Consider the following 26,229-nt stretch of genomic DNA (forward strand, 5'->3'; position numbering starts at 1 on the left):
CCTTTGCTGGTGCGCAACGCGCACCCACGAGCGCAACATGATCGACCTTGCTACCTGGAACCTCTCCGTACCTGTAGGCGTTCCTGCCGCCACCATCGACACGCCCAAGCTGATCGCGGGGTATCAGGATGGTTACTTCCGTTCTGGTGACACCTTGTTCTTCTGGGCGCCGGTGACCGGCTCGCGCACCGATAATGCGGTCTACCCGCGTACCGAGCTGCGGGAGACCTACGCCAACGGCGCGGTGCACAACTGGGTTTACACCCAGGCGGACAATTTTCTGCGCGCAGCCTTGTCCGTCGATCAAGTCCCATCCTCGGGCAAAATCGTCATCGGGCAGATCCACTGCTACGGCAGCACTGAGCCGCTGATCAAACTGGAATTTCAGTACAAGGAAAAGACCCAGACCGGCAACCTGGTGGTGAAATTCCGTCAGACGCCGACCTCGGAACCCGCCGTGGTGCAGTTGGCGACCGGGGTGCTGCTCAAGGAGCGTTTCACCTACACCATCCACCTGACCCCGACGGGCAACCTGGTCGTCAACGCCCACGACATGCAGTGGAGCAGCAAGCTGGACGCGACCTGGAACAGCAAACAGCTGTATTTCAAGGCGGGGGTCTATACCCAGGACAACACTGGGTATGCGAGCGAGGGGGGAGCGGCGACGTTCTACAAGTTGCAGATTGCCCACGACAAGAAGGCATAAAGGCCCATCGGCCAAGCGATGACGGGGGCTGCCGTTTCAGCGAAGCAGCGGGCCCGTGTGCTTGAAGGTCAGGGCGAAGCGAATGCGACCCTTCGAAGGCTGCTCGACGCTCACTTCGCCCCCGTGCAGCTGCATGATCGCCGCGACGATGGCCAGTCCGAGGCCGTTGGAGTCCGAACTCTGATGCCGCGAGGCGTCGGCGCGGTAGAACCGATCGAACAGCTTGCCCTGCGCCGATTCGCTGAGCGTCGGCCCCTGGTTCTCCACCTCGATTCGGCACTGGACGGGATCCTGGACGACACGGATGTCGATTGCACTGCATTCATCCGCGTAGCGAATCGCATTGGCGACCAAGTTGCTGAGCGCCCGGCGCAGCAGCAGGGGGTCGGCATTCACGACCCCGTCGCCGGAGGTGTTCAGGGTCATCTGCCGCTCTTCTGCCAGCCCTTCGAAATAGCCGGTGACCCGTTGCAGTTCGTCGCTCAATGTGAGCGGCTGACGATTCAGCGCCCCTTGTGCGTCATCGGCGCGGGCCAAGAACAGGATGCTTTCGACCATGCGCGAGATACGCTCCAGTTCTTCGAGGTTGGAAGCAACCAGCGCCTGGTATTCATCGACCGATCGAGGCTGGCGCAGGGCGACCTGGCAGTGGCCCATCAGCGAGCCCACCGGTGTGCGGATTTCGTGGGCCAGGTCGGCGGAGAACTGATTCAGCCGCCCATAGCCGTCCGCCAGACGATCGAGCATGGCGTTGTACGCCTCGCTCAGTTGTTGCAGCTCCACGGGGGTGTCTCGACTGTCCATCCGGCTGTCGAGGCGGGCCGGGGTAATCGCGGTGGCATGTTCAGCCATGCGACGCAGCGGCCGCAGGCCACGGCGCAGCAACAGGTAGCCGAGCAACGCTGTGACGAGGAAGGCCATCGCCACGGCGACCAGGATGCGGTTGCGGAAGTTAGCCAGCTCCGCCATCTCTTTGACCGCCAGGTGGGCGGCGGTCAAGTGCACCGTCTTGCCATTGGAGAGGGCGGCCACCGTGGCAGCACGCATCGGGACATCGCCCTTCGTCGAGCCGCTGCGCAGGTCGTTGACGTTCAGCGGGCGACCGGGAGGGACCACCGGCATGTCAGGCAGATGCGCCTGCAGCGGATTGACCGAAATCACCGGCGCTCTGCCGGGCTCGGCAATGATGAAAATGTCGTCCTCGCTGTCGAGCATGTTTTCGAACAGTTGGGGGCTGCCGCGCAGCGTATCGAGGCTCAGGTCGTATTCCAGCAGTTTGCGGAAATGATCCAGACGCGCCAACACCGCGTGGTCGCTGCGGGTCATCACCGAGGCCTTCATGGTTTCGTAGAGGTACATGCCGGCGCTGGCCACCGAGAACATCGCCACCACGGCGAAGGCCAGCGTCGAACGCAGCGTCAGAGAGGGCTGGCGTCGGGCTCGCATGGCCGCACCTCGCAGACGTAACCGATGCCGCGCACCGTGTGAATCAACTTGACCGGGTAGGGGAGGTCGACCTTGCTGCGCAGGCGCTTGATCGCCACGTCCACCACGTTGGTGTCGCTGTCGAAGTTCATGTCCCAGACTTCGGAGGCGATCTGCGCGCGTGACAGCACATCCCCCTCGCGGCGCAGCAGCAGGTGCAGCAGGGCGAATTCCTTGTTGGTCAGGGTGATCACCTGCTGCTGGCGCGTCACGCGTCGGCGCAGCAGGTCCAGTTCCAGGTCGGCCAGGTGAAAATGATCGGCCTCTCGCACCACGCCACGGCGCAGAATGGTTCTGATGCGCAGCAACAGTTCGGTGAAGGAGAAGGGCTTGACCAGGTAGTCGTCGGCGCCCAATTCCAGGCCACGGATACGGTCTTGCAGTTGGTCGCGAGCGGTCAGGAACAGCACCGGCACATCCTGCTTGGCCCTCAGCACTTCGATGATCTGCCAGCCATCGATGCCCGGCAGCATGACGTCGAGCACCAGCAGGTCGTAGCGCTGCTCCAGCGCCAGGTGCAGGCCGTCGGCACCGTGTTGCGCCCAGTCGACCTTGTAACCGGATTCGCTGAGGCCTTTCTTCAGGTATTCGCCGGTCTTGGCGTCGTCTTCGATCAGCAGGATGTGCATCGTGTGGCTCGCTTGGCATCGGCGTCGCAAAAGGCGCTCGCGCCGTGTGGTGTGCGGAGTGTAACCAACCTGGCCGCGGCGGACGGTTACATTTTTGTCATCGACCGGTGGCGATTCCGGCCGGTGCCTGAATGACAAAAATGTCATCGGGCGGTCATGGTGAAGTACCGGTTCGGCGAAGACGATAGGGCACACAAACGCAACGATCCGCTTAACCTCCCTGCCTGAAGGAATGTCGCAATGAACATGAAGACTGCACTGTCCTCCACCTTTGGTCTGCTGATGCTCAGCGCTGCCGTGATGGCCTCGGCCGCCGACATGCCGGTCGTCAAACCGCTGCGCGGAACCGTCGACAGTGTTGACGGCAACACGTTGAATTTCACCACCCGCGCCGGTGCCCATCAGAGCATCGGCTTGACTGACAAGACCGGCATCCGCCTGGTTTCGAAGGCTGACATCGCCTCCATCAAACCGTCCGACTTCATCGGGTCTGCGGCCATTCCGCAATCCGATGGCACCTTGAAGGCGCTGGAAGTCACCGTGTTCGAAGCGAGCCTGAAAGGCAGCGGTGAAGGGCACTATGGCTGGCAGAACGCCGATGGCAGCACCGGGACCATGACCAACGGCACCGTGGGTAAACTGACCAACGCCAACGGCCGTACCCTGAGTGTCAGCTACAAGGGCGGTGAGAAGCAGTTGGTGGTGCCTGCGGACGTGCCGATCGCCTATGTCGAAGCCGGTAAGGTCGAACAACTGACCAAAGGCGCCAAGGTCGTGGTGTTCGCCGCTGAAGACGGCAAGACCGCTCGCGGTGTGGCCGTGGGCAAGGATGGCTTCCAGCCACCGATGTAAGCAGGCAGCCGCACCGTCCCATTCGTGAGCAGGCTGGCTTGCACAGGTCCTCGTCTGAACAGCGTTTCAGGCGCCCAGATGAGCCCGTGCAAGCGCCCGCAAAAGGCGCTTGTTCACGATGGCTCGACGCCTGGCACGACTACACTTCGGGTTCCGAATGCAGGTTGAGCCCTCCGTGATGAGCATCACACCATGAAAAAAACCACCCTTCACCCTTGGCCCGTTCGCCTCACGCACTGGATCAACGCCTTCGGCATGGTCTGCATGTTCATGAGCGGCTGGGGCATCTATAACGCGTCGCCCTTGTTCGGATTTTCCTTCCCTCGGGACTTCACCCTGGGCGGCTGGCTCGGCGGGGCGCTTGCCTGGCACTTCGCCGTGATGTGGCTGTTGGTGATCAACGGTCTGGCGTACGTGCTCTACGGGCTGTTCAGTCGCCACTTCAAACGCGACCTGCTGCCGGTAACGGCGCGCGCGGTCCGACGCGACCTGGTGGACGCCTTACGCTTTCGTCTCAAGCACGAAAAGGGCGTCTATAACGCCGTGCAGCGTTTGATGTACTGGCTGGTGCTGGCCGCTGGCGTGTTGATCGTGGCCTCGGGCCTGGCGATCTGGAAACCCATTCAACTTCAAGAATTGACCGCGCTGTTCGGCGGCTATGATTTCGCTCGCTACGTACATTTCGCAGCCATGGCGGCCATCGGCGCGTTCGTGGTGGTGCACTTGGCGCTGGTTCTGCTGGTGCCGAAAACCTTGCTGCCGATGATCGTGGGCGGTACGCGCACGCTGGATAACGGGAAGGTCGAGCATGATTGAACCGAACAAACGCGCCATTCAGCGCATCAAGCTGGAGCCGGCGCAGCAGACGCAACTGGAAAACCTGCAGCGACGGCACTTTCTCAAAGGCGGTCTGACGGTGGGCGCCATGGCTCTGCTCAGCGGCTGCAATCTGCAGGATGGCGACCAGGTGGACAAGGTGTTGTGGGCCATGTCGCGCTGGAATGATCGAGTGCAGGCCTGGCTGTTCGGCGGGCAAAAGCTGGCGCCGACGTTCAGCAAGGACAAGATTCGCAACCCGTTCCCGTTCAATGCGTTCTATAGCGAGGACGACATCCCCGATCTCGATGTCGCCGACTGGAAGCTGGGCGTTTCAGGCCTGGTGCGCGACAAGGCTCCGTGGACCCTTGAAGGCTTGCGCAAGCTGCCGCAACGCACCGACATCACCCGGCTGATCTGCGTCGAGGGCTGGAGCGCGATCGGGCAATGGGGCGGGGTACCGTTGAAGACCTTTCTCGAATACATCGGCGCGGACACCACGGCGAAATTCGTGGGCTTCAAATGTGCCGACCGTTACTACTCCAGCCTCGACATGCCCACCGCGCTGCATCCGCAGACCCTGCTCGCGCTGGATTTCGGTGAGGTGGCGCTGCCCCCCAGTTACGGCTATCCACTGCGGATCAGGGTGCCCACCAAACTGGGCTTCAAGAATCCCAAGCACATCGTCGAGATCTTCGTGACCAACGATTACCCCGGGGGGTATTGGGAGGATCAGGGGTACAACTGGTTCAGTGGGATCTAAGCCAACACTGTCCGGATGTTCTGCTTCCTGACGGAGGCATGAAAAAGCCGCCTGCCGAGCGATCGGCAGGCGGCTTTTCATCGCGCAAGACTCAGTTCAGACCGAGTTTGCCACGCATCTGGGACAGGTCTTCTGCCAGGGTATTGACCGGGCCTGCCAAGGCCTTGCGGTCTTTCTCGCTGACCTTGTCGTAGGTCTCGTAGCCGCCGTCCTTGGTCTTGTACTTGGCCAGGATCTTGTCCACGGTGCCGAAGTTCTTGTCGACCTTGGCCACGAAGGCCTTATCGGATTTCTCCAACTGCGGCTTGAACAAGTCGACGATTTTCTTCGAGCCGTCAACGTTGCCCTGGAAGTCGTACAGGTCGGTGTGGCTGTAACGGTCTTCTTCACCGGACAGCTTGGTCGCGGCCACTTCCTCCATCAGTGCCGCGGCGCCGCCTACCACTTTCTCCGGCGGGAAGGTCATGTCCGCAATGCGCGATTGCAGCTCTTTCACGTCCGCCAGCAGTTTGTCGGCGAACTTGTCCTGGTCCTTGGTGGTGTTCTGCGAGAACAGCGCGTATTCCAGGCGGTGGAAGCCGGTGAAGTCATCGGCCTTCACGCCGTTTTCGTGGTCGTCTTCGCGCGAGTCGATCGAGGCGTCCAGGTCGCTGAACAGCTCGGCGATGGGCTCGATCGACTCGTAGGACACACGGGTGGTCGGGAACAGTTTCTTGGCGGTGGCCAGGTCGCCCTTCTTGATGGCGTCAGTGAACTTTTGGGTGTCGGTCACCAGTTTGTCGACGTTTTCCGACACATAGATTTTGTAATCGGAAACCGGCGTCACCAGGTCCAGTGGCGCGGTGGCCGCGAACACGGAGGGGGTCTGCAACAAACCGAGGGTAACCAACAGCGCGAGAGGCGACTTTTTCATGGAGCTCTTCCTGTGAGGTAAGGGTTGTCAGGCAGTTTTTGTTGTTGAGGCGGGGGCCGCTGCCAGCAGTGAGCGGCCGATGAAATCGTTGTTGTCCTTGACCCCCGGCAGGGTGAAGAAGTAACCGCCGCCCACGGGCTTGAGGTATTCCTCCAGTGGTTCGCCGTTAAGGCGGGTCTGCACGGTAATGAAGCCTCGCTCCAGGTCTTGCTGGTAACAGATGAAGAGCAGGCCCATGTCCAGTTGGCCGTTCTTCATCACCCCGTTGGAATAGTTGAACGGGCGACGCAGGATCAGGTTTTTCTGCGAGTCGTGGGTGCGCGGGTTGGCCAGGCGGATGTGAGCGTCGAGCTTGGTGAGCTTGCCTTCCGGATCTTTGCTGTAGTCCGGGACATCCGCTTCGGTCTTGCCGTCCATCGGCGCGCCGGTGGTCTTGACCCGGCCGAAGATCGCTTCCTGTTCCTGCAGCGGGGTACGGTCCCAGCGCTCGACGAAGTTGCGAATGATGCGCACCGCCTGATAGCTGCCATTGACAGCCCACGCGGGCTCGTCACTGCCCGGCTGCACCCAGACCACCTCGTTCATGGCCTTCTGGTTGTTCGAATCGGGGTTGGCCGAGCCGTCACGGAAGCCGAGGAAATTGCGCGCGCTTTCCGGGGCCTGGCCTGGTTTGAGCGGCGCTTGCGCCGGCACCGTGCCTTCCTGTTTCCAGCGAACCAGCAGCAAATCAGGCAGGTTTTTGACGATATCGCGCAACGCGTGAATGTTGCTGTCCGGCGCGTTAGAGCAAAACTGGATGCTCAGGTCGCCATGGCAGCAGGCCGCTTCCAACGCGTCGTTGGGGAAGCCGACCATGCGCTGCAGACGCTTGGGCTTGACGCCTTCCAGGCCGAAGCGTTCGTCGAACAGGGAATCGCCGACCGAAACGGTGATGGTCAGGTTATCCGGGGTGACCACCGGGCCGAGAATGCCGGAGTCCAGAGGTGGCAGTTTGGGATCGACCTGAGGCACCGCGCCGCCGGTCATCAGGAACGCGATTCGCTCGTTGAGCGTGCGGAACAGCCGCTCCAGGTCGTCACGGTCCTGAGCCAGCACGTCGAACGCGACCATCATACCTGCCGCCGGGCGAGGCGTGACAATGCCGCTCTGGTGCACACCATGGAATGCGTTGTGGTCGTGGGTCTTTTCGCTTTTCGGCGCCTCGGTGACCTGCGCTGGCGCGGTGGCTGCCATCGCATTGCCGGCCAGGCTGGCGCCGGCAATGGCGGCACCGGCAGCGCCCAAGCCCATCAGGACGCGGCGGCGCTCGGTGGAAATCGGGGCGTTTGGATCAAAATCTTTCATGTGGATGCTGTCTTCGCTCGGGTTTCAGGGCCGGGCGGGCACACGCGTACCCGCCAGGGCACGCTTACAGGCCGGTGAGGCCCAGGGCCGGATCGATTCCATCGAGTGCATCGGCCAGAGCCTTGGCCTTATCCGCGATTTGTTTTCGTTGTTCGGCAGTGACCTGGTCGTAGGGCTTGAAGCCGCTGTCGGTCTTGAGCATCAGCAGTTGATCGTCCAGCGCGGTCGCGGCGTCGTCGATCCTCTTCAGCACATCGCCGGAGGTCTTGGCCAGCAGGGGGCGCAACAGGTCGATGACCTTGCGGGTGCCTTGCAGGTTGGCGACGAAACCGGTCACATCGACATGGCTGTAGCGCTCTTCCTCGCCGTTGCTGCGGATCTCCGCCAGGCTGCGCATGTTGCGCACCACCATGCTCGCCAACTGTTCCGGCGCGATGGTCTGGGCCAGTAATTGCGTTTTCAGGGTGGCGACATCGGCTTGCAGCTTTTGCACGACCGGGGTCAGGCCATCCAGCGATTTCTGCGCGAACAGACCGAATTCGATGCGGTGGAACCCGCTGAAGCCCGGATCCTGCTCGCGTTTTTCAAAATAGTCGGCGCGGGCATTGATGGCGTTGTCCAGTTCCGCCAGGCGTTGGGCGGCCGGGGCGATGCGTTGATAGGCAGCGCGGGCGGGGGCATAGGCTTGTTGCGCGGCGGACAGGTCACCGCCTTCGATGGCCGTTTGCAAGTCGGTGAGGGCGCGGATCAATGCGCTGCTCTGCGTACTCAAGTAGACACGGTATTCGGACAGCGGACCAATGAACGCGACCATCGAGGGGCGGGCCTTGGCCGCGGCATCGGATTCGGCGGTGGGCGTTACGTGCAAGGTCCCGCGGGGGTTGCTCAGCAGGCCGCAGGTGATCGCATAGTCGCCCGGTTGCAGGTTGGCGTTGATGATCTGGCTCAGGCCAGGGACGATGTTTTCCCGTTCTTCAACCACCAGCACACCGTCGAGGATTTCCCATTCCACGGCGCGATCGGACGCGTTGACGATGCGGAAGGCATTTTTGCCGGCCGGAACGGTGATTTCGTTGGGTTCGCAGTTCTTGGCGTGGATGGTCACCACGGTTTCGTTACCGCTGTTGGCGATGCGTTTTTTCTGTGCAGCCTGCGAGGCGAAATAGAACATCGCGCCGGCGGCGATCATCAGCAGCACCGAACCTGCAACGGCGAATTGCAGGGCGCGCTTGGGTTTGGCTTTCGCTTCGGGAAGGCCGGAAGGACGGGTGGTCATGGTTGCCCTTATTTGTTCGAAACGGAGGAGGTGTGGCCGTGTTCGTGAGCCGGGCGGGTGGGCAGACTCACCACCCGCGCCTGCGGCTTGAAGAACAGGAACAGCGCGAAAACCAGGTAGGCAAGGTAGGCCACCAGCACGCTGACGCTCGGCGCGTCCTGGTAACCGAACATGCCCGCCAGTACCGAGCCCGCAGGGCCATCCATCGGCAGGATGGGGCTGATGTCGAAGACGATGTCCTGGAAGTGGTTCCAGACCCCGGCTTCGTGCAGCGAACGCACCGAGTTGGCCAGAATGCCCGCCGCGACCACCAGAATGAACAGGCCGGTGTAGCGGAAGAAGCGGCTCAGGTTCAGGCGCAGGCTGCCTTTGTAGATCGCCACGCCGATCGCCACCGCGATGATCAGGCCAAACAGCGCGCCGAGCGGGCCGGAGGCGCCTTCGCTCTGCTGGAACACCGCCAGAAGGAAGAATACGGTTTCCAGGCTTTCACGGGCGACGGCGAAGAACACCATGGCAATCAGGGCGTAGGTCTGGTTTTTCGAACCGGCGAGGGCGGCGTCGAGTGATTGGTGCAACTCGTGTTTGACCGAACGCGCGACTTTACGCATCCAGACCACCATTGAACTGAGAATGACCACCGCGAGCAGGCCGACCAGGCCTTCGAACAGTTCCTGCTGTTTCTGCGGGAACTCGGCACTGACCATTTCCAGGCCGCCGCCGACGAACAAGGCCAGGGCTGCGGCAAGGAACACGCCGATCCACACGGCGGGCATCCACTCGCCACGGCCGGTTTGTCTGAGGTAACTGGCAATGATGCCTACGATAAGCGCGGCTTCAATCCCTTCGCGCAGCATGATCAAAAAAGGAACGAGCATTTATCACCGGACTGAATCTGATAAGGTGTGCAGCTTGAACGCGGTCGCAAGCCATTCGCATTCAGCTAATGTGTAACATAATGATACTCATTATTGAATGGGCATACCTGTTTTTTTGCTTTTTTCGGATTTTGTGCAGGTGTTCAGCCCCCGTTCAGCTCATGGGGCGGCCTGGGCTCCCAGGGCCTGCCGCATCGTCTCCACAAACCGCTGCGCGGCAGGGCTGAAGCTCGACCCCGTCCGGGTGATCAGCCCGATCTCGCGTTTGACCCCCGCATGCTCGACCTGCACCTGAGCCAGGTCGCCACGGCCCTCGTCGGCCGATTCAGGCAGCAGCGTCGCCCCCAGGCCTTGGCGCACGAGGGCCATGACCGTGGACATGTAATTCGCTTCCAACCCCGGTGTGAGGGTCAGGCCCGCATCGGCGAAGAGTTGCTCGACGCGTTCTCGCACGCTGCTGTCCCGACCGGTGAGGATGATCGGCTCGGCGGCGATGTCGGCCAGTGTCACCGAACGGCGCTGGGCCAGCGGATGGGTCAGTGGCACGAACAGGCTCAGGCGGTCGATGAGGATGACCTGGAAATCCAGGCCATGGCTCATCCGCGCCCGCACTCCCAAGCCGAAATCCACCTCGCCCTCGCGCACCAGCGAGTCGATCCGCTGCGCCACCACGTCGCGCAGGCGCACTTCGACACCGGGATAGTGATCACGAAAGGTTTTGAGGATCGGCGCCAGGGTGCCAGCGCACAACGAGGGCAGGGCGGCGATGGTCACCACGCCTCGACGCGAGGCCGCCAAATCGCGTGAACCGCTGACGATGTTGTCCAGGTCCAGCAGCAGTTTCTCCATCGGCCCGCGGTTGTTCTGCCCGGCAGCCGTCAGGCTGACCTGGCGCGGGCTGCGCTCCAGCAGCGCGACGCCCAGCCACTCCTCAAGCTGCTGAATCTGCACGGTCAAAGCCGAGGGCGACAGGTTCAATTCCATCGCGGCCTTGGCGAAGCTGCCGGTGTTGGCCACGGTGAGAAACGCGCGGATATGCTGGATCGAGTTTTTCATGACGGGCCTCGCCGTTGACGGCGGTCCCCACGCGTGGCGCGCAGATACCGCGGCATCTCGAAAGGTCTCTCGCACGCATCGCGCGGATGCGGCTCGCAATGCGCTTCGTCGCCTCAGGAGCATTTCGATTTTCCGAACGCAACCCGGCGAACATTTCAATTTACAAATCTTACCCTCATTTCGATACTCGCTGAAAACAACAACAGCTCGCTCCACCGTCTCCCGGTCAGGCGCGACGAGGATCAGCCCCATGCTCGCCACCCTCGGTGTCATCACCATTCTTTGTCTGCTTGCCGCCGTCATGAGCAAGCGCCTTTCCCCCCTGGTTGCCCTGATCGCTCTGCCCATCCTCGCTGCGCTGATTGGCGGCTTCGGCCTGCAGACCAGCGGGTTCATCATCACCGGCATCAAGAACGTCGCCCCAGTGGTCGGCATGTTCGTCTTCGCCATTCTGTTCTTCGGTGTGATGACCGACGCCGGGATGCTTGACCCGATCATCGATCGGATCCTGCGCACGGTGGGTACGCGGCCGACACGCATCGTCGTCGGCACCGCGTTGCTCGCGTTGCTGGTGCACCTGGATGGCTCCGGGGCCGTGACCTTTCTGGTGACGGTGCCGGCCATGCTGCCGCTGTATACCCGGCTGGGCATCGACCGCCGGATTCTGGCTTGCGTTGCCGCCATGGCCGCGGGGGTGAATTTTCTGCCATGGACCGGGCCGGTCCTGCGCTCGTCGGCGGCGTTGCACGTGCCGGTCGCCGACTTGTTTCAGCCGCTGATTCCGGTGCAGATCGTTGGCCTGGCGTTTGTCTTCATCAGCGCCTGGTGGCTGGGCCGCCGTGAGGAAAAGCGCCTCGGTCTGGGTGCGGGGGGCTCGGTCGACGTTGTGCCCGAACGCGTGCTGACCGAGCAGGAAAGCGCGCTGCGCCGCCCGCGCTTGTTCGCCCTGAACCTGCTGCTGACCCTCGTGGTGATGGCCGTGATGATCGCAGGGTGGGTCGATCCGGTGGTCATGTTCATGATCGGAACGGTGTTGGCACTGTGCATCAATTACCCCAACGTCGATGCGCAACGCGCCCGCATTGACGCCCATGCCAAAACAGCGCTGACGATGGCCAGCATTCTGCTCGCCGCCGGGGTGTTCACCGGGATCATGCAGGGGACGGGAATGCTCAAGGCGATGGCCGAAGTGGCTGTGGCGCAGATTCCCGCCGGCCACGGCAAGTTGATCCCGATGGTCGTGGGCTTTCTGTCGATGCCACTGAGCCTGCTGTTCGATCCGGATTCCTTTTACTTCGGTGTGATGCCGGTGATCGCCGAGGTTGGACGCGCACTGGGCGTCGACCCGTTGCAGGTGGCCCAAGCGTCGTTGCTGGGTGTGCACACCACCGGCTTCCCGGTCAGCCCCCTGACCCCCGCGACCTTCCTGTTGGTGGGCCTGTGCAAAGTCGAACTGGCCGATCACCAACGCTTCACCATTCCGTTTCTGTTTGGCGCATCGGTGTTGATGACCTTCACCGCGATGCTGTTGGGAGTGTTTTGAATGAAAACCCTAAGGATCGGCTCCGGCGCCGGCTACTCCGGCGACCGTATCGAGCCAGCGGTGGAGCTGGCCGACCAGGGTGACCTGGACTATCTGGTGTTCGAGTGCCTGGCGGAACGGACCATCGCCCTGGCACAACAGGCACGCCTGACCGAGCCCGAGGCCGGTTACGACCCGTTGCTCGGCGAGCGCATGCGTCGTGTGTTGCCCTTCGTCGCACGTGGGCGCCAGGCGGGGCACAAGCGTCTTCGCATCATCAGCAACATGGGCGCGGCCAACCCGCTGTCTGCCGCACGCGAGATCCGCCGCATCGCAGCGGATCTGGGCCTGACTGGCCTGAAGGTGGCTGCGGTCACCGGCGACGACGTGCTGGGGCAGTTGAGTCCTCAGCAGCGGTTGGACAATGGCGTGACCCTTGCCGCGCTGGGCGAACGGGTCGTCTCGGCCAATGCGTACCTGGGGGTGGAGGGCATCATCGACGCGCTGGAGGCGGATGCCGACGTGGTGATCACTGGGCGGGTCGCCGACCCGTCACTGTTTCTCGCGCCCCAGGTGTTCACATTCGGCTGGGCCCGCGACGATTGGACGAAGCTGGGACGCGGCACCCTGATCGGGCATCTGCTGGAGTGCGCGGGGCAGATCACGGGTGGCTACTTCGCCGATCCCGGCGTGAAGGACGTGCCGAACCTGGCGCGACTGGGCTTTCCCCTGGCCGAAATCGATGCTGAGGGCCGGGCGGTGATCAGCAAGGTGTCAGGCTCCGGCGGACGCATCGACTGCGCGACCTGCACCGAGCAACTGATTTACGAAGTTCACGACCCCCAGGCGTATCTCACGCCGGACGTGACGGCGGACTTCTCCGAGGTTTCATTCAGCCTGCTCGCCCCCGACGAAGTGCGGGCCGACGGAGCGGACGGGAGTGTTCGACCCGAGACGCTCAAGGTTTCGGTAGGGTACCTGGACGGCTGGATCGGCGAGGGGCAGATCTCCTACGGCGGGCCCGGTGCGGTGGCCCGCGCGCGACTGGCTCGGGACATCGTGTTGGAACGTTTGACGCTCATCGGTGTGGTCTGCGACGACGTGCGTGCCGAACTGATCGGTGTCGATTCCATGCATGGCGCCGAACTGGGTGGGCGTGCGACGGGCGAACCCTGGGAAGTGCGTCTGCGCGTGGCGGGGCGCTGTGCAGACAAGGCCGATGCCGTGCGCATCGGTAACGAAGTGGAAACCCTGTATACCAACGGGCCCTATGGTGGCGGTGGCGCCAGCAAGTCCGTGCGCCAAGTGGTGGCCGTGGCGTCGCTGCTGTGGCCCCGCGAGGCGGTCAAGGCCGAAGTTCATCTGGAGGACGCCCCATGAGTGCTGTCAAATTACGCGAGCTGGCCCATTCCCGTACGGGCGACAAGGGCGACACCTCCAACATCTCGGTGATTGCATTCAGGCCGCAGGATTACCCACGGCTGCTCGAACAACTGACCGCCGAGCGCGTCGCCGAACATTTCCGCGAATGGCTGAGCCCTGACGCAGGTGTGGTGCGCCGGTATGAACTGCCGAAGGTTAATGCGCTGAATTTCGTCCTGCCGGGGATCCTGAAAGGTGGGGTCACCCGTTCGCTGGCGCTGGATGCCCATGGCAAGGCATTGGGCGCGGCGCTGCTGGATATCGAGATTGTCGACGGCCCTTGACGGGTCACCGTGCGTTTGGCCAGTGCGTCCGTCCCTCGGTGCGAGCGTATCGCGGTGGGGCCTCAGTCGCGATTCCGGGGTTCATTCTGCAGAAACACCACATACCCTCGGAACCACGGGCTGTGCTGCACGCTGTCCGGTGCTGTCCAGTCGCCGCCCTGGATCAGACCGATCTTGAACGGCAGCCCCAGCCGACTCACCCTAGGCAGGTACGCGGCGTAGTCAGGGATACTGTGGCGGCCCTGATAGGTCTGGACCACCACCTCATCCACCACGCCTTGCAGTTGGCCGATGGCGAGAGGATCGGCATGACTGCTCCAGTCCAACAGGCCGGTGATGCTCAGTTGGTAACGGGAGGGCAGCCGCTGACGCAGGTCTTTGAGGAACACCACGTACTCCTGCAAATAACGTGTCCGGGCGTCGAAGTCGATCTGGATGCCCGCGATCGCGTTTCCTGCCTGTTGCCAGCGTTCCACCTGGCTGAGCAACCGACGATAGACCGAAGCCGGCCAGCGCAGGGTGTGGGCGCGGTAGACAATCCACAGGTTCGGCTGAGGCAAGCGGGTCACGCTCATGCCCTGGGCGATGAACTCGACCCGTTCCCGATCACGCCGAGGCGCGAAGATCTGCCCTTGCAACAGGTAAAGCGTCTGCGCCTGATTCAGCACGGACTGCGGGGAGACACCGCTCCACAGCCAGAAAGCATCGTGGTCTCGGGCATCGACGGCTGCCCAAACCGAGCCGCTGCACAGCCAGCCGATCAAGGCCCAACGCAGCCACCGCATCACCAGTAGTACTGCAGGGATTGGCCCCATGGCGTGGCGGCGTAGGTGCTCTTCAATTGGCGGAACCACCCTTTGCGAACCGAGGGTTCAACGTCTTTCCCGCCGCAACTGTTGTAACCCGACGGCGCGTAGCAGTTGATCGCACGGAACAGCGCATACGCCTTTTCATCGCGCGGAGCGTTGCTGTCGGCGATGACTGTCCGGTAACCGTCGAGCCGGGAAAACAGTGGGCCCTCGAACCCCGGCTGCGAACTGCCGAGTAAAGACGCGGAAGGCCGGTCGTCCAGCGGTATGCCGTCCAGCCCGTTGCGCAGGATGAATTCGCCCAGGCAGTTCAGGCCTTTGGGATCCTGTGCGTTGGCCTGCAGCAGCGCGGCGGTTTCGGCGACGCTGGGGCAGCTGTACCCCGATTCCGCCTTGTCGCCCTTCCAACGGAACAGTTGCAGTGTCTGGCCTTCGCCATAGACGTAGCCGAGGCTGGTGCCCAGGCGAGTGTCGGCGGGCTGTGCCGGCAGCGTTTTGAGGTCTTCGGCAAATGCCGCGTACTGCTGGTGCAACAGGTTCTTGTACAGGAGCACGAACTGCGCCGTGGCTTTTTCAGTGTCGCTGTTGCCCTGCGTGATCTGCTGGCGCAACAGCGGCGCATCGGCCACTTTGCTCAGCAAGATCGATCGGACCTGGGCGGACTGGATCGGCGAATCGCTGGCGAACACCTGGGTCAACTGGCCACTGCGTTCGTAGTTCATGGCCAGTGCCAGCTCCAACTGGTCCCGCTGCAACGGTTGGCTGGCCAAGGGCATCAGTTCCTGCCACAGGCGTTGAGCGGCAGCCAGATCGCCATTGGCCTCCAGCGCCAGGCCGCGCAAGGTCTGCTGGCTGAAGGCGAGCGCGTCAAGGCTCGTTGGCGTCGACCGGGGCAGGTTCTTCAGTGCCTGGTCCGGTTGCTTGTCCAGGTAGAACGCGAACACTGCTTGCAAGTAATCGAACATCGCCGGCCATTCGGCGAACAGGTCTTTCTGGGCCAGGAGTTCTTCCCGCGTCAGTTTCCGCGGCGCATCGGCACGCATCAGCATCAGGTCAACGGTGGCCGTCAGGAGGGAAGAGGGCGTGGCCGTCGTCGAAGCCATCAACAGCTTGTTGTCGGTTTCCTGAATCAGGTCGTCCGCCGGCAGATTGCCTTCGTCAGCGCTGGCGCGCATCAGTTGCCCGTCGTAATCCTTGGCCAGCGCGTTCAGATCACCGGCCAGCCAGTGCGCCCGACGCATCAGGCCTTTAGCGGAACGGGCGTAGCGGCCTTCAGGGTAGGCCGTCAGGTAATGCGTGAGTGCTTCGCTGACCTGATTGAAAGGGGCCGGATCAAGGTCGCTTTTGATCGTGCCGTACTCATCGAAAGCGTCCCGCTGTGCGTCATTCAGGCGTGTGCGAGCAACCATGTACAGCGCGGTTTCCTTGAGCCAGGGCTGGCTGCTCTCGCTCAGACTGGCGAACCTGCTTTCGGCCTGGCTGAAGCGGCCACTGTAGAAATCCGCGGCCGCTTGCAGGTAAGCAAGGAACGCCTTGCCATCGTCGGACTGCACCTGGGCTGGCAGCAGCGCGGCCAGCTTCTCGCCGTCCCAGGTGCAGCTTTCCAGCAATTGCAAGCGGCTGCGCGCCAGCGCTTGACGCTCGGTGTCAGGGAGGGCTGGGGTTTCCAGCAGGTGCCCGATGAAATCGGCGGCGCTGTCGTCTCTGTTGCTGCGACAGCGGCTGCCTTCACCTTGCAGGAACGCCTGCCCGGCACTGTCGCTGCTGTCGCGCGGGATGCCGAGCCGTTCGAGCACGTCGTTCAGCGCTGCAGCACCGGATTCCTCGCTCTCGTCACCTTCGATTTCACCTTCTTCCAGGCGCGCGACGGGGAACGGCACGGGGCCATAGCCTTCGGACAGTTCATCGTCGGTCAGGGCGGCAGGCTTGAGCGCCAGGGCATGACGGTCCGCCAACAACAGTCGCAGGTTGACCCGGCTGTCGTTGCCCGGATTGAGAAACGCCAGGTTGTTGCAGGCGTCCAGCGAATCGCGCAGCAACGTCCAGACGGGGTAACAGGCGTCATCACCGCTGGCCTGGGCCGTGCCGCACAGGGTGGCCCCCAGGATCAATGCAAGCGGAGGCAGAGAACGGATACGCATGAACAATCCTTGATTTCATTACGCGGGAGGGGAGCGGAACGGGCGAATGATACAGATTGTTTCGAAAATGCGGATGGCTGGCATTTTGGTACCCCGCCAGCGCAGCCAACATTTTTTTCGGCAAACAGGTGAGGTAAAGCCGGCTGGCATCCGTGTAGTGAGAATCAGATGCGTTTCTGACGAATGCAACCCTTTCACGACACTTCAGGTTTATCCGTTCATGACAGCTCAATCCGGTTTTCGTGTGCCTGCTTTGCCCGCCCTTCGTCCCGCTGCTTTAGGGGTGTGTTCGGTCACGGCGTTGCTGTGGTCGCTTGGCGTGGGTTCGCTGGCCAGCGCTGAAGAACTGCAGTTGGAGGCAACCAACATCGATGCCACCTCACAGACCGATATCAGCGAAACCGAGCACAGCCGCATCAGCTATCAGGCGCGCAAGGCATCGGTGGGGACGCGTACCGAAGCACCGCTGGTGGAAGTGCCGCAAACCGTGAACGTGGTCACCAACCGGGTCATCGAGGACCGTCAGCCAAGCAGCCTGGACGAAGCGATCAACGCGGTGAGCGGCGTCAAGCAGGGCAACACCCTGGGTGGCACGCAGGATGCGATTCAGAAGCGCGGCTTCGGCACCAACCGCGACAACTCCATCATGCGAGACGGAATGCAGTCGGTGCAGGCGCGTAATTTCACGCCGACCACCGAGCGCATCGAAGTGCTCAAGGGGCCGGCGTCGATGCTCTACGGTGTGCAGGACCCCGGTGGCGTGATCAACGTCGTCACCAAGAAACCGCAGTTGGTCGAAGGCCGCTCGCTTTCCGTGTTCGGCACCAGCTTCGGCGGCGGGGGCGAGCAGATCGACGTCACGGGTCCGATCGGCACCAACGGCCTGGCCTACCGCTTCATCGCAGACCAGCAGAACTACGACTACTGGCGCAATTTCGGCAGCATCGACCAGTCGGTGATCGCGCCGTCCCTGGCCTGGTATGGCGACGACACCACCGTCTCGGTGGCCTATGAGCACATGGAATACTCGGTGCCGTTCGACCGTGGCACGCAGATCAACACCCGAACCGGCAAGGTGCTGGACATCCCGCGTACCCGCCGACTGGACGAACCGTTCAACGTCACCACCGGTCGCTCTGACTCACTCGACCTGCGCATAGACCATCGCCTCAATGACACCTGGACGCTGCGCACCGGTTACGCCTACAGCCGCAACTATTACAACGACTACCAGTCACGTTTCATCTCGGCCAACTACACCACCGGTGCCGTGACGCGCCGTGGCGACGCCACCCGGGATGCCGTGCAGTACGCCCATACCGCCACCGTCAACATGCTGGGCAACCTTTATTGGGGGGACATGCGCCACGAGGTGATGTTTGGCGCCGATTACATGAAAAACGATCGTGACTTGGGCGACCTGTACCGCAGCGCGAACAGGACCAACTTCAACTACAACAACCCGGTCTACGGCGCGACCGCTCAACCGAGTACCGTCAGTGCGCCGAACAGCGATCAGACCGATCACTTGCGCACCCACGCCTTCTTTGTGCAGGACGCCATTCACCTCAATGATCAATGGATCTTCCAGGCCGGGCTGCGTTACGACGCCTTCGATGAACTCACCGGCAAGGGCCGGCCATTCGTCGTCGGCGCCGACGTCAAGGACAGCAAGGTCGTCCCGCGTGTGGGGCTGGTGTACCTGATCCAGCCGGACTGGTCAGTGTACGGCAGCTACACCGAGTCGTTCCGTCCGAACACCTCGATCGCCTCTCCGATTGGCGACCTGCCACCGGAGGAGGGCAAAGCCTACGAAATCGGCACCAAGTTCCAGAACGACGCGCTCACCGCCACCGTCGCCCTGTTCAACATCAACAAGCAGAACGTGCAGACCAGCGAACCGTGCGGGGTGAATGGCAGCGAGACCTGCACCCGGGTCTCGGGTGAAGTTCGGTCCCGAGGGCTGGAGGCGGACATCACCGGGCAACTCAATGCGGTCTGGAGCATCACCGGCAGCTACGCCTACACCGACACCAAGGTGCTGGAAGACCCTGTGCTCAAGGGCGAGCCGCTGGACGGGGTGTCCAAGCATACGGGCGCGCTGTACCTGACTCGCGACTTTGGCCATGTCGGCATAGGTGAGCTGCGCGCCGGAGCCGGTGCGCGCTTTGCCAGCCGTTGGGGCGTGAACGATGGGGCGGGCAAAGAGTATTACCTCCCGTCCTCGAAGGTGGCCGACGCTTTTGTCGCCTACAAGATGAAGCTCGACGAGCGCGACCTGACCCTGCAACTGAACCTGAAAAATATGTTCGACGAGAAGTACTACACCTCCGCCAGCGGCCTCGGGTCACCGGCCATTGCCATCGGCGAACCGCGCCAGTTGGTGGCACGGGCCAAACTGGAGTTTTGAGGCATCGAACGGGCGGCCAGCGTGGTGGACGCTGGCCGTCAGAGGGCAGCCCCGCCTGCCTACCCCCGCTGATCCAGCCCGTCGCCCCAGAGGGGCTTACGCCTCTTTCTTATACGCCAAGCGGAACTGATGCAGCAGCGGTTCGGTGTAGCCGCTGGGCTGTTCGCATCCCTTGAAGACGAGCGCACAAGCGGCCTGGAACGCCACCGACTTGTCGAAGTTTTCGCTCATCGGGCGATAAGCAGCATCCCCTGCGTTCTGCCTGTCAACCACCTTGGCCATGCGCTTGAGGGTGTCCAAGGCCTCGTGCTCATGGATCACCCCGTGACGCAGCCAGTTGGCGATGTGCTGGCTGGAGATGCGCAGCGTGGCGCGGTCCTCCATCAAACCGACGTTATGAATGTCCGGCACTTTCGAACAGCCCACGCCTTGTTCGACCCAACGCACCACGTAACCCAACAGGCCCTGTGCGTTGTTCTCGACCTCCTCGCGAATTTGCTCTTCGGTCCATTTGGCCTCGGCCGCCACCGGAATGGTCAGCAGATCCAACAGCAACTGCTCGCGCTCGCTCTCCGGATCGATCTGCTCCAGCGCCTGCTGTACGGCCTGCACATCGACCTTGTGATAGTGCAGGGCATGCAGGGTCGCGGCGGTGGGCGACGGCACCCAAGCGGTGGTGGCGCCGGCCTTGGGGTGGCCGATTTTCTGCTCCAGCATGTCCGCCATGAGGTCGGGCATGGCCCACATGCCTTTGCCGATCTGAGCACGGCCACGCAGGCCGCACGCCAACCCGACCTGCACGTTGTTGCGCTCGTAGGCCTTGATCCACGGAGTGGCCTTCATCTCGCCCTTGCGCAGCATCGGCCCGGCTTCCATGGAGGTGTGCATCTCATCGCCCGTGCGGTCCAGGAATCCGGTATTGATGAAGGCCACCCGCGCCGAGGCTGCCGCAATGCACGCCTTGAGGTTGACGCTGGTGCGCCGCTCTTCGTCCATGATGCCCATTTTCAGGGTGTTGCGCGGGACCTTCAGCGCGTCCTCGATCCGACTGAACAACTGATCGGCAAAGGCCACTTCGGCCGGACCATGCATCTTCGGCTTGACGATGTACACGCTTCCCGCACGGGAGTTGGTGCGTTCGTGCAGGTCGTGCAGGGCGATCAGGCTGGTGATCACGCCATCGAGGATACCTTCCGGGATTTCCCGGTTGCCGTCGTACAGGATGGCCGGGTTCGTCATCAAGTGGCCGACGTTACGGATGAACAGCAGTGAGCGGCCATGCAGGGTGAGAGCACTTCCGTCAGGGCGGGTGTACTGGCGGTCGGCGTTCAGGCGCCGGGTGAGGGTCTTGCCACCCTTGACCAGGTCCTCGGTCAGGTCGCCTTTCATCAGCCCCAGCCAGTTGCGGTAGACCACCAGCTTATCGTCGGCATCGACGGCCGCCACCGAATCTTCACAGTCGATGATGGTGGACAGCGCGGCTTCCAGGAGCAGGTCTTTGATGCCCGCCGGATCGCTGCTGCCGATGGGGCTGTTGGGGTCGATCTGGATCTCGATGTGCAGGCCGTGGTTTTTCAACAGGATGGCGCTCGGCTCAGTGGCCTGGCCCTGATAGCCGACGTATTTTTCCGGTTGTGCCAACGGCGAACGGCTGCCGTCGGCGAGGGTCACGATCAACTCGCCGCTGTCGATGGCGTAGCCTTGAGCATCGGCATGGGACCCGGCCGCCAGCGGTACGGCCTCATCCAGCAGGGCGCGGGCGAAGGCAATGACCTTGGCGCCGCGCAACGGGTTGTAGCCGGCCTTGATTTCCGCGCCGTTGCTGCTGTCGATGGCATCGGTCCCGTACAAGGCGTCGTACAGCGAACCCCACCTGGCGTTGGCGGCGTTCAAGGCATAACGGGCGTTGGCGGCAGGCACCACCAGTTGCGGGCCGGCCTGTTCGCTGATTTCACTGTCGACGTTGCGGGTCGTGGCAGCCACCGTATCGGGCACCGGTTGCAGGTAGCCGATGGCATCCAGGTAAGCGATGTAGGCGGGCATGTCGGTGATCGGGCCGGGGTTGGACCGGTGCCATTTGTCGAGCTGGGCCTGAATGCGGTCGCGCTCGGCCAGCAACTCGCGGTTGATCGGCGCCAGGTCGTGGACCAGCGAGTCGACATCGGCCCAGAACACTTCAGGGTCCAGCCCGGTCCCGGGGAGCACGTCCTCGTCGACAAAACGCTTCAGATTGGCCGCCACCTTGAGGTTATGGCAGTTGACGAATTCGGTCATCTCGGGCTCTCCATCATGAAAATAGGGTGTTGCAGTCGGGCGTGGCCAGCTGCCCCATAGGCATGAGCGCGCTCACTCCCACAGGGTTCCTGCATCGATGTTCATCCTGCGTTGACGGCGGCGACCCCCGCCTTGGCCACCTGTGCATCCTGATCGGCCTTGACGCCGGAAACGCCCACCGCACCGACGGTTTCGCCGTTGACGATGACCGGCACGCCGCCCTCCAGGGAGGTCAGCAGCGGGGCGGTCACGAACGCCGTGCGACCGCCGTTGACCATGTCCTCGTACCCTTTGGACTCGCGACGACCCAGTGCCGAGGTGCGGGCTTTTTCGATCGCAATGTAGGCGCCGATCGGGGCGCAGCCGTCCAGACGCTCGAAGCCCAGCAGGTGGCCGCCATCGTCGGTCACGGCAATGGACACCGCCCAGCCCTGGGTCTGCGCCTCGGCACGGGCGGCGGCGAGGATCTGTGTGACGTCGGTCTGGGTCAGTACGGATTTGCTTTTCATGGGTGCTCCTGAGTCAGTGTCGTAAAGGGGCAGGGCGGCTGCGATCAATTGGGATGCAGCGCGTCCTCGATAAGTTCGATCCAGTGTTTGACTGGCGTGCGACCGGCGCCAGCCAGGTGGGTCTGGCAGCCGATATTGGCAGTGGCGATGACGTCGGGTCGGCCGCTTTCCAATGCGTTCATCTTGTTGTCTCGCAATTGCCTGGACAACACCGGCTGGGTGATCGAGTAGGTGCCGGCCGAGCCACAGCATAGGTGACTGTCGGGCACTGCGGTCAAGTTGAAGCCCAGTCGGCTCAAGACCGACTCCACCGCGCCGCCGAGTTTCTGGGCATGCTGCAACGTGCACGGGCAATGGAACGCCAGCTTGGCGCTGGTGCAGGCACCGAGCTTTTCCAGCGGTTCGGCGCGCAACACTTCGACCAAATCCTTGGTCAGGGCGCTGATCCGCGCGGCCTTTTCGGCGTAAGCCGGGTCGTGGCGCAGCAGGTGGCCGTAATCCTTGACGAAGGCACCGCAGCCGCTGGCGGTCTGCACGATGGCTTCGGCACCGGCCTGTACGCTGGGCCACCACGCGTCGATGTTGCGTCGGGCACGTTCCAGCCCTTGCGCCTGGGCGTCGAGGTGATAATCCACCGCGCCGCAGCACCCGGCCTGGGCGATGGCTTTCACGCTGATCCCCAGGCGATCCAACACCCGCGCCGCCGCGGCGTTGGTGTTGGGCGACAGCCCCGGCTGCACGCAACCCTCCAGGATCAAGACCTGACGGGCATGCTCCCGGGTAGGCCGGGCTTTCGCTGGGCGGATCTGGCCAGGCAACTTGGTTTTCAGCGTACCGGGCAGGAGGGGGCGGAAGGTGTTGCCCACCTGCGTCAGCGCCTTGAACACCCCGGCATTCGGCACCACCGTGCGCAGGCTCTCGCGCAACACACGCTGGCTCATCGGTCGTGGAACAGCGGCGTCGACCACCGCCCGCCCGATGTCCAGCAAGTTGTGGTAGTCGACCCCAGAAGGGCAGGTGGTTTCACAGTTGCGGCACGACAGGCAGCGGTCCAGATGCAGTTGGGTCTTTTCGGTGACCTCTTTGCCTTCGAGCACTTGCTTGATCAGATAGATCCGGCCGCGGGGACCGTCCAGTTCGTCACCCAGCAATTGATAGGTGGGGCAGGTGGCGTTGCAGAACCCGCAATGCACACAGCTGCGCAGGATGCTTTCGGCTTCATCGCCACGGGGCAGGCGCTTGGCGTGTTCGCTCAGGGTGGTCTGCATGGTTCAGATCTCTGCGTACATACGGCCGGGATTGAAAATGCCGTGGGGATCGAGTTGCGCCTTCAATTGGCGGTGGTAACGCAAGAGCGGCGCCGCCAGCGGCTGAAACGGGCTGTCGTCCAGGCCATGGCTATAGCAGGTGGCATGACCGCCGACGGCGCTGACGAGGGCACGAATGTCGTGGCTGGCGGCGTCTGACTTGAGCCAGCGCTGCGCGCCGCCCCAGTCGATCAGTTGCTCGCCGGGCAGGTCCAGCACACCCGTGTTGATCGGCAGCGACAGCCGCCACAGAGGGCGTCCGTCGGTGAAGAAGTCCAGGCGGTGCTGGTTCAATGCCTGCCAATACGCCGCGTCGATGGTTTCACCCCCCAAGCGATCGTGGGCGGCGGCCACCGAACCCTCGCCGCCCTCCAGGCGCAGGCGCAACACCCGGCCGTCATGGCTGGCCGCGCTGATCGGCAAGGGCTGCTGACCCCACTCGGCCAGACGGGCGAGGGCGTGGGGTGCGTCCATCTCCAACGCAATGCTGGTGCACAGCCGCGGCTTGGGCAGGACTTTCAACGACACTTCGGTGACCAACCCCAGGCAGCCGAAGCTGCCGGCCATCAGGCGCGAGACATCGTACCCCGCGACGTTTTTCATCACTTCGCCGCCGAATTTCAAGTGCTTGCCCAGCCCGGTGATCACCCGGGTGCCCAGGACGAAATCGCGCACCGAGCCCGCCCAGGGCCTGCGCGGGCCAGAGAGTCCTGCCGCGATCATGCCGCCGACGGTCGCATCATTGACGCCGCTGTCGCTGTAGGTCGGGGGTTCGCAGGGCAACATCTGTCCCGCCGCGTCGAGGGCTGCGTTCAGCACGCTCAGCGGCGTCCCGGCACGGGCGGTGATCACCAGTTCGGTCGGGTCGTACGTCACGATGCCGCGATGGCCACGGGTGTCGAGGACTTCACCGGCGACTTCGCGACCGAGAAACGCCTTGCTGTTGGCCCCCTGAATGCGCAGCGGCAGCCCCGACTCAATGGCCTGGTTGACCTGCTCCAGCCATTCATCGCTGGCATCTCGATCCTGCACATCGTGGGTCATTTGGCGTTCGGCACCCATCAGAAACGCTCCAGTTCAGGAAAAGGCAGTTTGCCCATGTGCACATGCATCGCACCGAATTCGGCGCAACGGTGCAGGGTCGGAATGTTCTTGCCGGGGTTAAGCGTGCCACCGGGGTCGAAGGCGGCTTTTACCGAATGGAACAGGGTCAGTTCATCGCGATTGAATTGCGCGCACATCTGGTTGATCTTCTCGCGGCCCACGCCATGTTCGCCGGTGATGCTGCCGCCAACTTTCACGCACAGCTCGAGGATCTTGCCGCCCAGCGCTTCGGCGCGCTCCAGCTCGCCCGGCTGGTTGGCATCGAACAGGATCAGCGGGTGCATGTTGCCGTCCCCGGCATGAAAGACGTTGGCCACCCGCAAACCGTAGGCTTCGGACAGCGCGGAGATGCCTTTCAATACGCCCGGCAACTCCCGACGAGGGATCGTGCCGTCCATGCAGTAATAATCCGGCGACAGCCGACCGACCGCCGGGAATGCATTTTTTCGCCCGGCCCAGAAACGCACGCGTTCGGCTTCGTCCTGGGCCTGCCGCAACTCGATGGCGCCGGCCTTTTCCAGCACCGCGCGGACCCGGTCGCAGTCGTCGTGGACATCGGCCTCCACGCCGTCCAGCTCACAGAGCAGGATGGCCTCGGCGTCGACCGGATAGCCGGCGTGAATGAAATCCTCCGCCGCGCGAATGGCTAGGTTGTCCATCATCTCCAGCCCGCCGGGGATAATGCCTTCGGCGATAATGTCGGCCACGGCGCGTCCGGCTTTTTCCACCGAATCGAATGCTGCCAGCAGCACCCGCGCCACCTGTGGCTTGGGCAGCAGTTTCACGGTGACTTCGGTGATGATGCCCAGCATCCCTTCGGAACCGGTGAACAGTGCCAGCAGGTCAAAACCGGGGCTGTCCAGCGCATCCGAGCCGAGCACCAGGCGTTCGCCTTCGACCGTCAGGATCTCGACCTTGAGCAGGTTGTGCACAGTGAGGCCGTATTTGAGGCAGTGCACGCCGCCGGCGTTTTCCGCGACGTTGCCACCGATGGAGCAGGCGATCTGCGAGGAAGGGTCGGGGGCGTAATACAGGTCGAACGGCGCGGCAGCCTGGGAGATCGCCAGGTTGCGCACACCCGGTTGCACGCGAGCGAAGCGCCCGGCAGGGTCAATGTGAAGAATTTTGTTGAAGCGCGCCATGACCAACAGCACGCCCTTCTCCAGCGGCAGCGCGCCGCCTGACAGCCCCGTGCCAGCGCCGCGTGCCACCACGGGCACCCCGCGTTCATGGCACACGCTTAGCAGCGTCTGGACTTGCTCGACGCGCTCGGGCAACACCACGAGCATTGGCGTGGTGCGATAGGCGGAGAGGCCGTCGCACTCGTAGGGACGCAATTCTTCCTCGCGGTGGAGGATGTCCAGGTCCGGCAGCCGTTCCTGCAGGACCAGCAGGAGCTGGGCTTTGTCGACAGCGGGCAATGCACCGTCGACGCGTTCGTCGTACAGGATATTCATGATGAGTGTGCAACCCTGTCTTGTTTTTATAGAGGGCCCGTCCAACGCGTGAACGTTCTGCGGCTGACTTGCATCATTGGCCGGGCAAGACGTACTGTCCATGGCAAAACGCACTGGTCGAACCAGTTTTTTCGGGCGTTAGCCCAATGGGTATGAAAAAAATCCCTATTTACCAATCAGTTGGCGAATTACCACCGGTTCTCGGTTTTTAGGCGCAGGCGTGGTCATACCAGTCAGGCCGTTCCCGTCGGCGTGGGTTGTCGAATGGGTCA

General features: G+C 62.9%; 22 protein-coding genes. 8 read left to right on the plus strand and 14 right to left on the minus strand.

From position 1 onward, the window contains the following. The first annotated feature begins 37 nt into the window (after positions 1-37). Complete coding sequence (locus N5D61_RS03950; protein ID WP_108238372.1) at positions 38-706, plus strand: polysaccharide lyase family 7 protein; 669 nt, start codon at positions 38-40, stop codon at positions 704-706. Positions 707-742: 36 nt separating this feature from the next. Here the strand turns inward: N5D61_RS03950 and N5D61_RS03955 are convergent, their stop codons facing one another. After that, entirely contained in the window at positions 743-2,152 is a 1,410-nt protein-coding gene (locus N5D61_RS03955; RefSeq protein ID WP_279890948.1) for a heavy metal sensor histidine kinase, read from the minus strand. Beyond that, entirely contained in the window at positions 2,125-2,820 is a 696-nt protein-coding gene (locus N5D61_RS03960) for a heavy metal response regulator transcription factor (protein ID WP_108238370.1), read from the minus strand. Before N5D61_RS03960 ends, N5D61_RS03955 begins: the two co-directional genes overlap by 28 nt. Positions 2,821-3,066: 246 nt before the next feature. On the opposite strand from N5D61_RS03960, the gene N5D61_RS03965 reads away from it, so the two are divergent. The 3 genes from N5D61_RS03965 to N5D61_RS03975 all read left to right on the plus strand — a co-directional run bounded on the left by N5D61_RS03965 (position 3,067) and on the right by N5D61_RS03975 (position 5,251). Beyond that, positions 3,067-3,672: a hypothetical protein gene (locus N5D61_RS03965; protein WP_108238475.1), complete on the plus strand. Its 606-nt coding sequence runs from the start codon at positions 3,067-3,069 to the stop codon at positions 3,670-3,672. A 192-nt stretch (positions 3,673-3,864) separates the two neighbouring features. Then, on the plus strand, positions 3,865-4,488 hold the full coding sequence (locus N5D61_RS03970) for a cytochrome b/b6 domain-containing protein (protein WP_108238369.1): 624 nt from the start codon (positions 3,865-3,867) through the stop codon (positions 4,486-4,488). After that, the gene (locus tag N5D61_RS03975; RefSeq protein ID WP_108238368.1) at positions 4,481-5,251 is read left to right on the plus strand and encodes a molybdopterin-dependent oxidoreductase; all 771 of its coding nucleotides are present in this window, start codon (positions 4,481-4,483) and stop codon (positions 5,249-5,251) included. Before N5D61_RS03970 ends, N5D61_RS03975 begins: the two co-directional genes overlap by 8 nt. A 91-nt stretch (positions 5,252-5,342) precedes the next feature. Here N5D61_RS03975 and efeO (N5D61_RS03980) read toward each other — a convergent pair whose 3' ends face one another. The 5 genes from efeO (N5D61_RS03980) to N5D61_RS04000 all read right to left on the minus strand — a co-directional run bounded on the left by efeO (N5D61_RS03980) (position 5,343) and on the right by N5D61_RS04000 (position 10,718). Next, complete coding sequence (gene efeO / locus N5D61_RS03980) at positions 5,343-6,164, minus strand: iron uptake system protein EfeO (protein ID WP_108238367.1); 822 nt, start codon at positions 6,162-6,164, stop codon at positions 5,343-5,345. Positions 6,165-6,191: 27 nt separating this feature from the next. After that, positions 6,192-7,508, minus strand: a complete 1,317-nt coding sequence (gene efeB / locus N5D61_RS03985; RefSeq protein WP_108238366.1) for an iron uptake transporter deferrochelatase/peroxidase subunit — start codon at positions 7,506-7,508, stop codon at positions 6,192-6,194. Positions 7,509-7,572: 64 nt separating this feature from the next. After that, positions 7,573-8,784: an iron uptake system protein EfeO gene (efeO, locus tag N5D61_RS03990; RefSeq protein ID WP_108238365.1), complete on the minus strand. Its 1,212-nt coding sequence runs from the start codon at positions 8,782-8,784 to the stop codon at positions 7,573-7,575. 8 nt (positions 8,785-8,792) lie between these two features. After that, positions 8,793-9,662, minus strand: a complete 870-nt coding sequence (gene efeU, locus N5D61_RS03995; protein ID WP_108238364.1) for an iron uptake transporter permease EfeU — start codon at positions 9,660-9,662, stop codon at positions 8,793-8,795. A gap of 159 nt (positions 9,663-9,821) precedes the next feature. Next, complete coding sequence (locus N5D61_RS04000; RefSeq protein ID WP_108238363.1) at positions 9,822-10,718, minus strand: LysR family transcriptional regulator; 897 nt, start codon at positions 10,716-10,718, stop codon at positions 9,822-9,824. Between the two features lie 250 nt (positions 10,719-10,968). Between N5D61_RS04000 and N5D61_RS04005 the strand changes: the two genes are divergently transcribed. Genes N5D61_RS04005 through N5D61_RS04015 form a run of 3 tightly spaced genes read left to right on the plus strand, consistent with a single transcriptional unit; the run spans position 10,969 to position 13,946 of the window. After that, positions 10,969-12,261, plus strand: a complete 1,293-nt coding sequence (locus N5D61_RS04005) for a citrate:proton symporter (protein WP_279890954.1) — start codon at positions 10,969-10,971, stop codon at positions 12,259-12,261. Next, positions 12,262-13,620, plus strand: coding sequence for a DUF1446 domain-containing protein (locus N5D61_RS04010; RefSeq protein ID WP_279890956.1), 1,359 nt, complete (start codon positions 12,262-12,264; stop codon positions 13,618-13,620). After that, a complete protein-coding gene (locus N5D61_RS04015; RefSeq protein WP_279890958.1) occupies positions 13,617-13,946 on the plus strand; it encodes a hypothetical protein in 330 nt (109 codons plus the stop codon). Before N5D61_RS04010 ends, N5D61_RS04015 begins: the two co-directional genes overlap by 4 nt. A gap of 62 nt (positions 13,947-14,008) precedes the next feature. Here the strand turns inward: N5D61_RS04015 and N5D61_RS04020 are convergent, their stop codons facing one another. Both N5D61_RS04020 and N5D61_RS04025 read right to left on the minus strand, forming a co-directional pair. Further along, positions 14,009-14,731 carry a DUF3142 domain-containing protein gene (locus N5D61_RS04020; protein WP_279890959.1) on the minus strand — a complete coding sequence of 241 codons (723 nt, stop codon included), beginning with the start codon at positions 14,729-14,731 and terminating at the stop codon, positions 14,009-14,011. Then, positions 14,731-16,896 carry an outer membrane assembly lipoprotein YfiO gene (locus tag N5D61_RS04025; RefSeq protein WP_279890962.1) on the minus strand — a complete coding sequence of 722 codons (2,166 nt, stop codon included), beginning with the start codon at positions 16,894-16,896 and terminating at the stop codon, positions 14,731-14,733. The genes N5D61_RS04020 and N5D61_RS04025 overlap by 1 nt, the downstream gene beginning before the upstream one ends. A gap of 220 nt (positions 16,897-17,116) precedes the next feature. On the opposite strand from N5D61_RS04025, the gene N5D61_RS04030 reads away from it, so the two are divergent. Continuing rightward, entirely contained in the window at positions 17,117-19,306 is a 2,190-nt protein-coding gene (locus N5D61_RS04030) for a TonB-dependent siderophore receptor (protein ID WP_279890963.1), read from the plus strand. Between the two features lie 96 nt (positions 19,307-19,402). On the opposite strand, the gene N5D61_RS04035 is transcribed toward N5D61_RS04030, so the two are convergent. The 5 genes from N5D61_RS04035 to glcD all read right to left on the minus strand — a co-directional run bounded on the left by N5D61_RS04035 (position 19,403) and on the right by glcD (position 25,957). Then, the gene (locus N5D61_RS04035) at positions 19,403-21,580 is read right to left on the minus strand and encodes a malate synthase G (RefSeq protein WP_279890965.1); all 2,178 of its coding nucleotides are present in this window, start codon (positions 21,578-21,580) and stop codon (positions 19,403-19,405) included. A gap of 101 nt (positions 21,581-21,681) precedes the next feature. Continuing rightward, positions 21,682-22,089 (minus strand): heme-binding protein, encoded by a 408-nt coding sequence (locus N5D61_RS04040; RefSeq protein ID WP_108238355.1) that lies wholly within the window; start codon positions 22,087-22,089, stop codon positions 21,682-21,684. Between the two features lie 44 nt (positions 22,090-22,133). After that, entirely contained in the window at positions 22,134-23,357 is a 1,224-nt protein-coding gene (gene glcF, locus N5D61_RS04045; RefSeq protein WP_279890968.1) for a glycolate oxidase subunit GlcF, read from the minus strand. Positions 23,358-23,360: 3 nt separating this feature from the next. After that, a complete protein-coding gene (gene glcE, locus N5D61_RS04050; protein ID WP_177411059.1) occupies positions 23,361-24,458 on the minus strand; it encodes a glycolate oxidase subunit GlcE in 1,098 nt (365 codons plus the stop codon). Next, entirely contained in the window at positions 24,458-25,957 is a 1,500-nt protein-coding gene (gene glcD, locus N5D61_RS04055) for a glycolate oxidase subunit GlcD (RefSeq protein WP_279890971.1), read from the minus strand. The genes glcE and glcD overlap by 1 nt, the downstream gene beginning before the upstream one ends. Positions 25,958-26,229: the final 272 nt, after the last annotated feature.

The sequence above is a fragment of the Pseudomonas sp. GD03842 genome, assembly GCF_029841165.1.
Lineage (GTDB): Bacteria > Pseudomonadota > Gammaproteobacteria > Pseudomonadales > Pseudomonadaceae > Aquipseudomonas.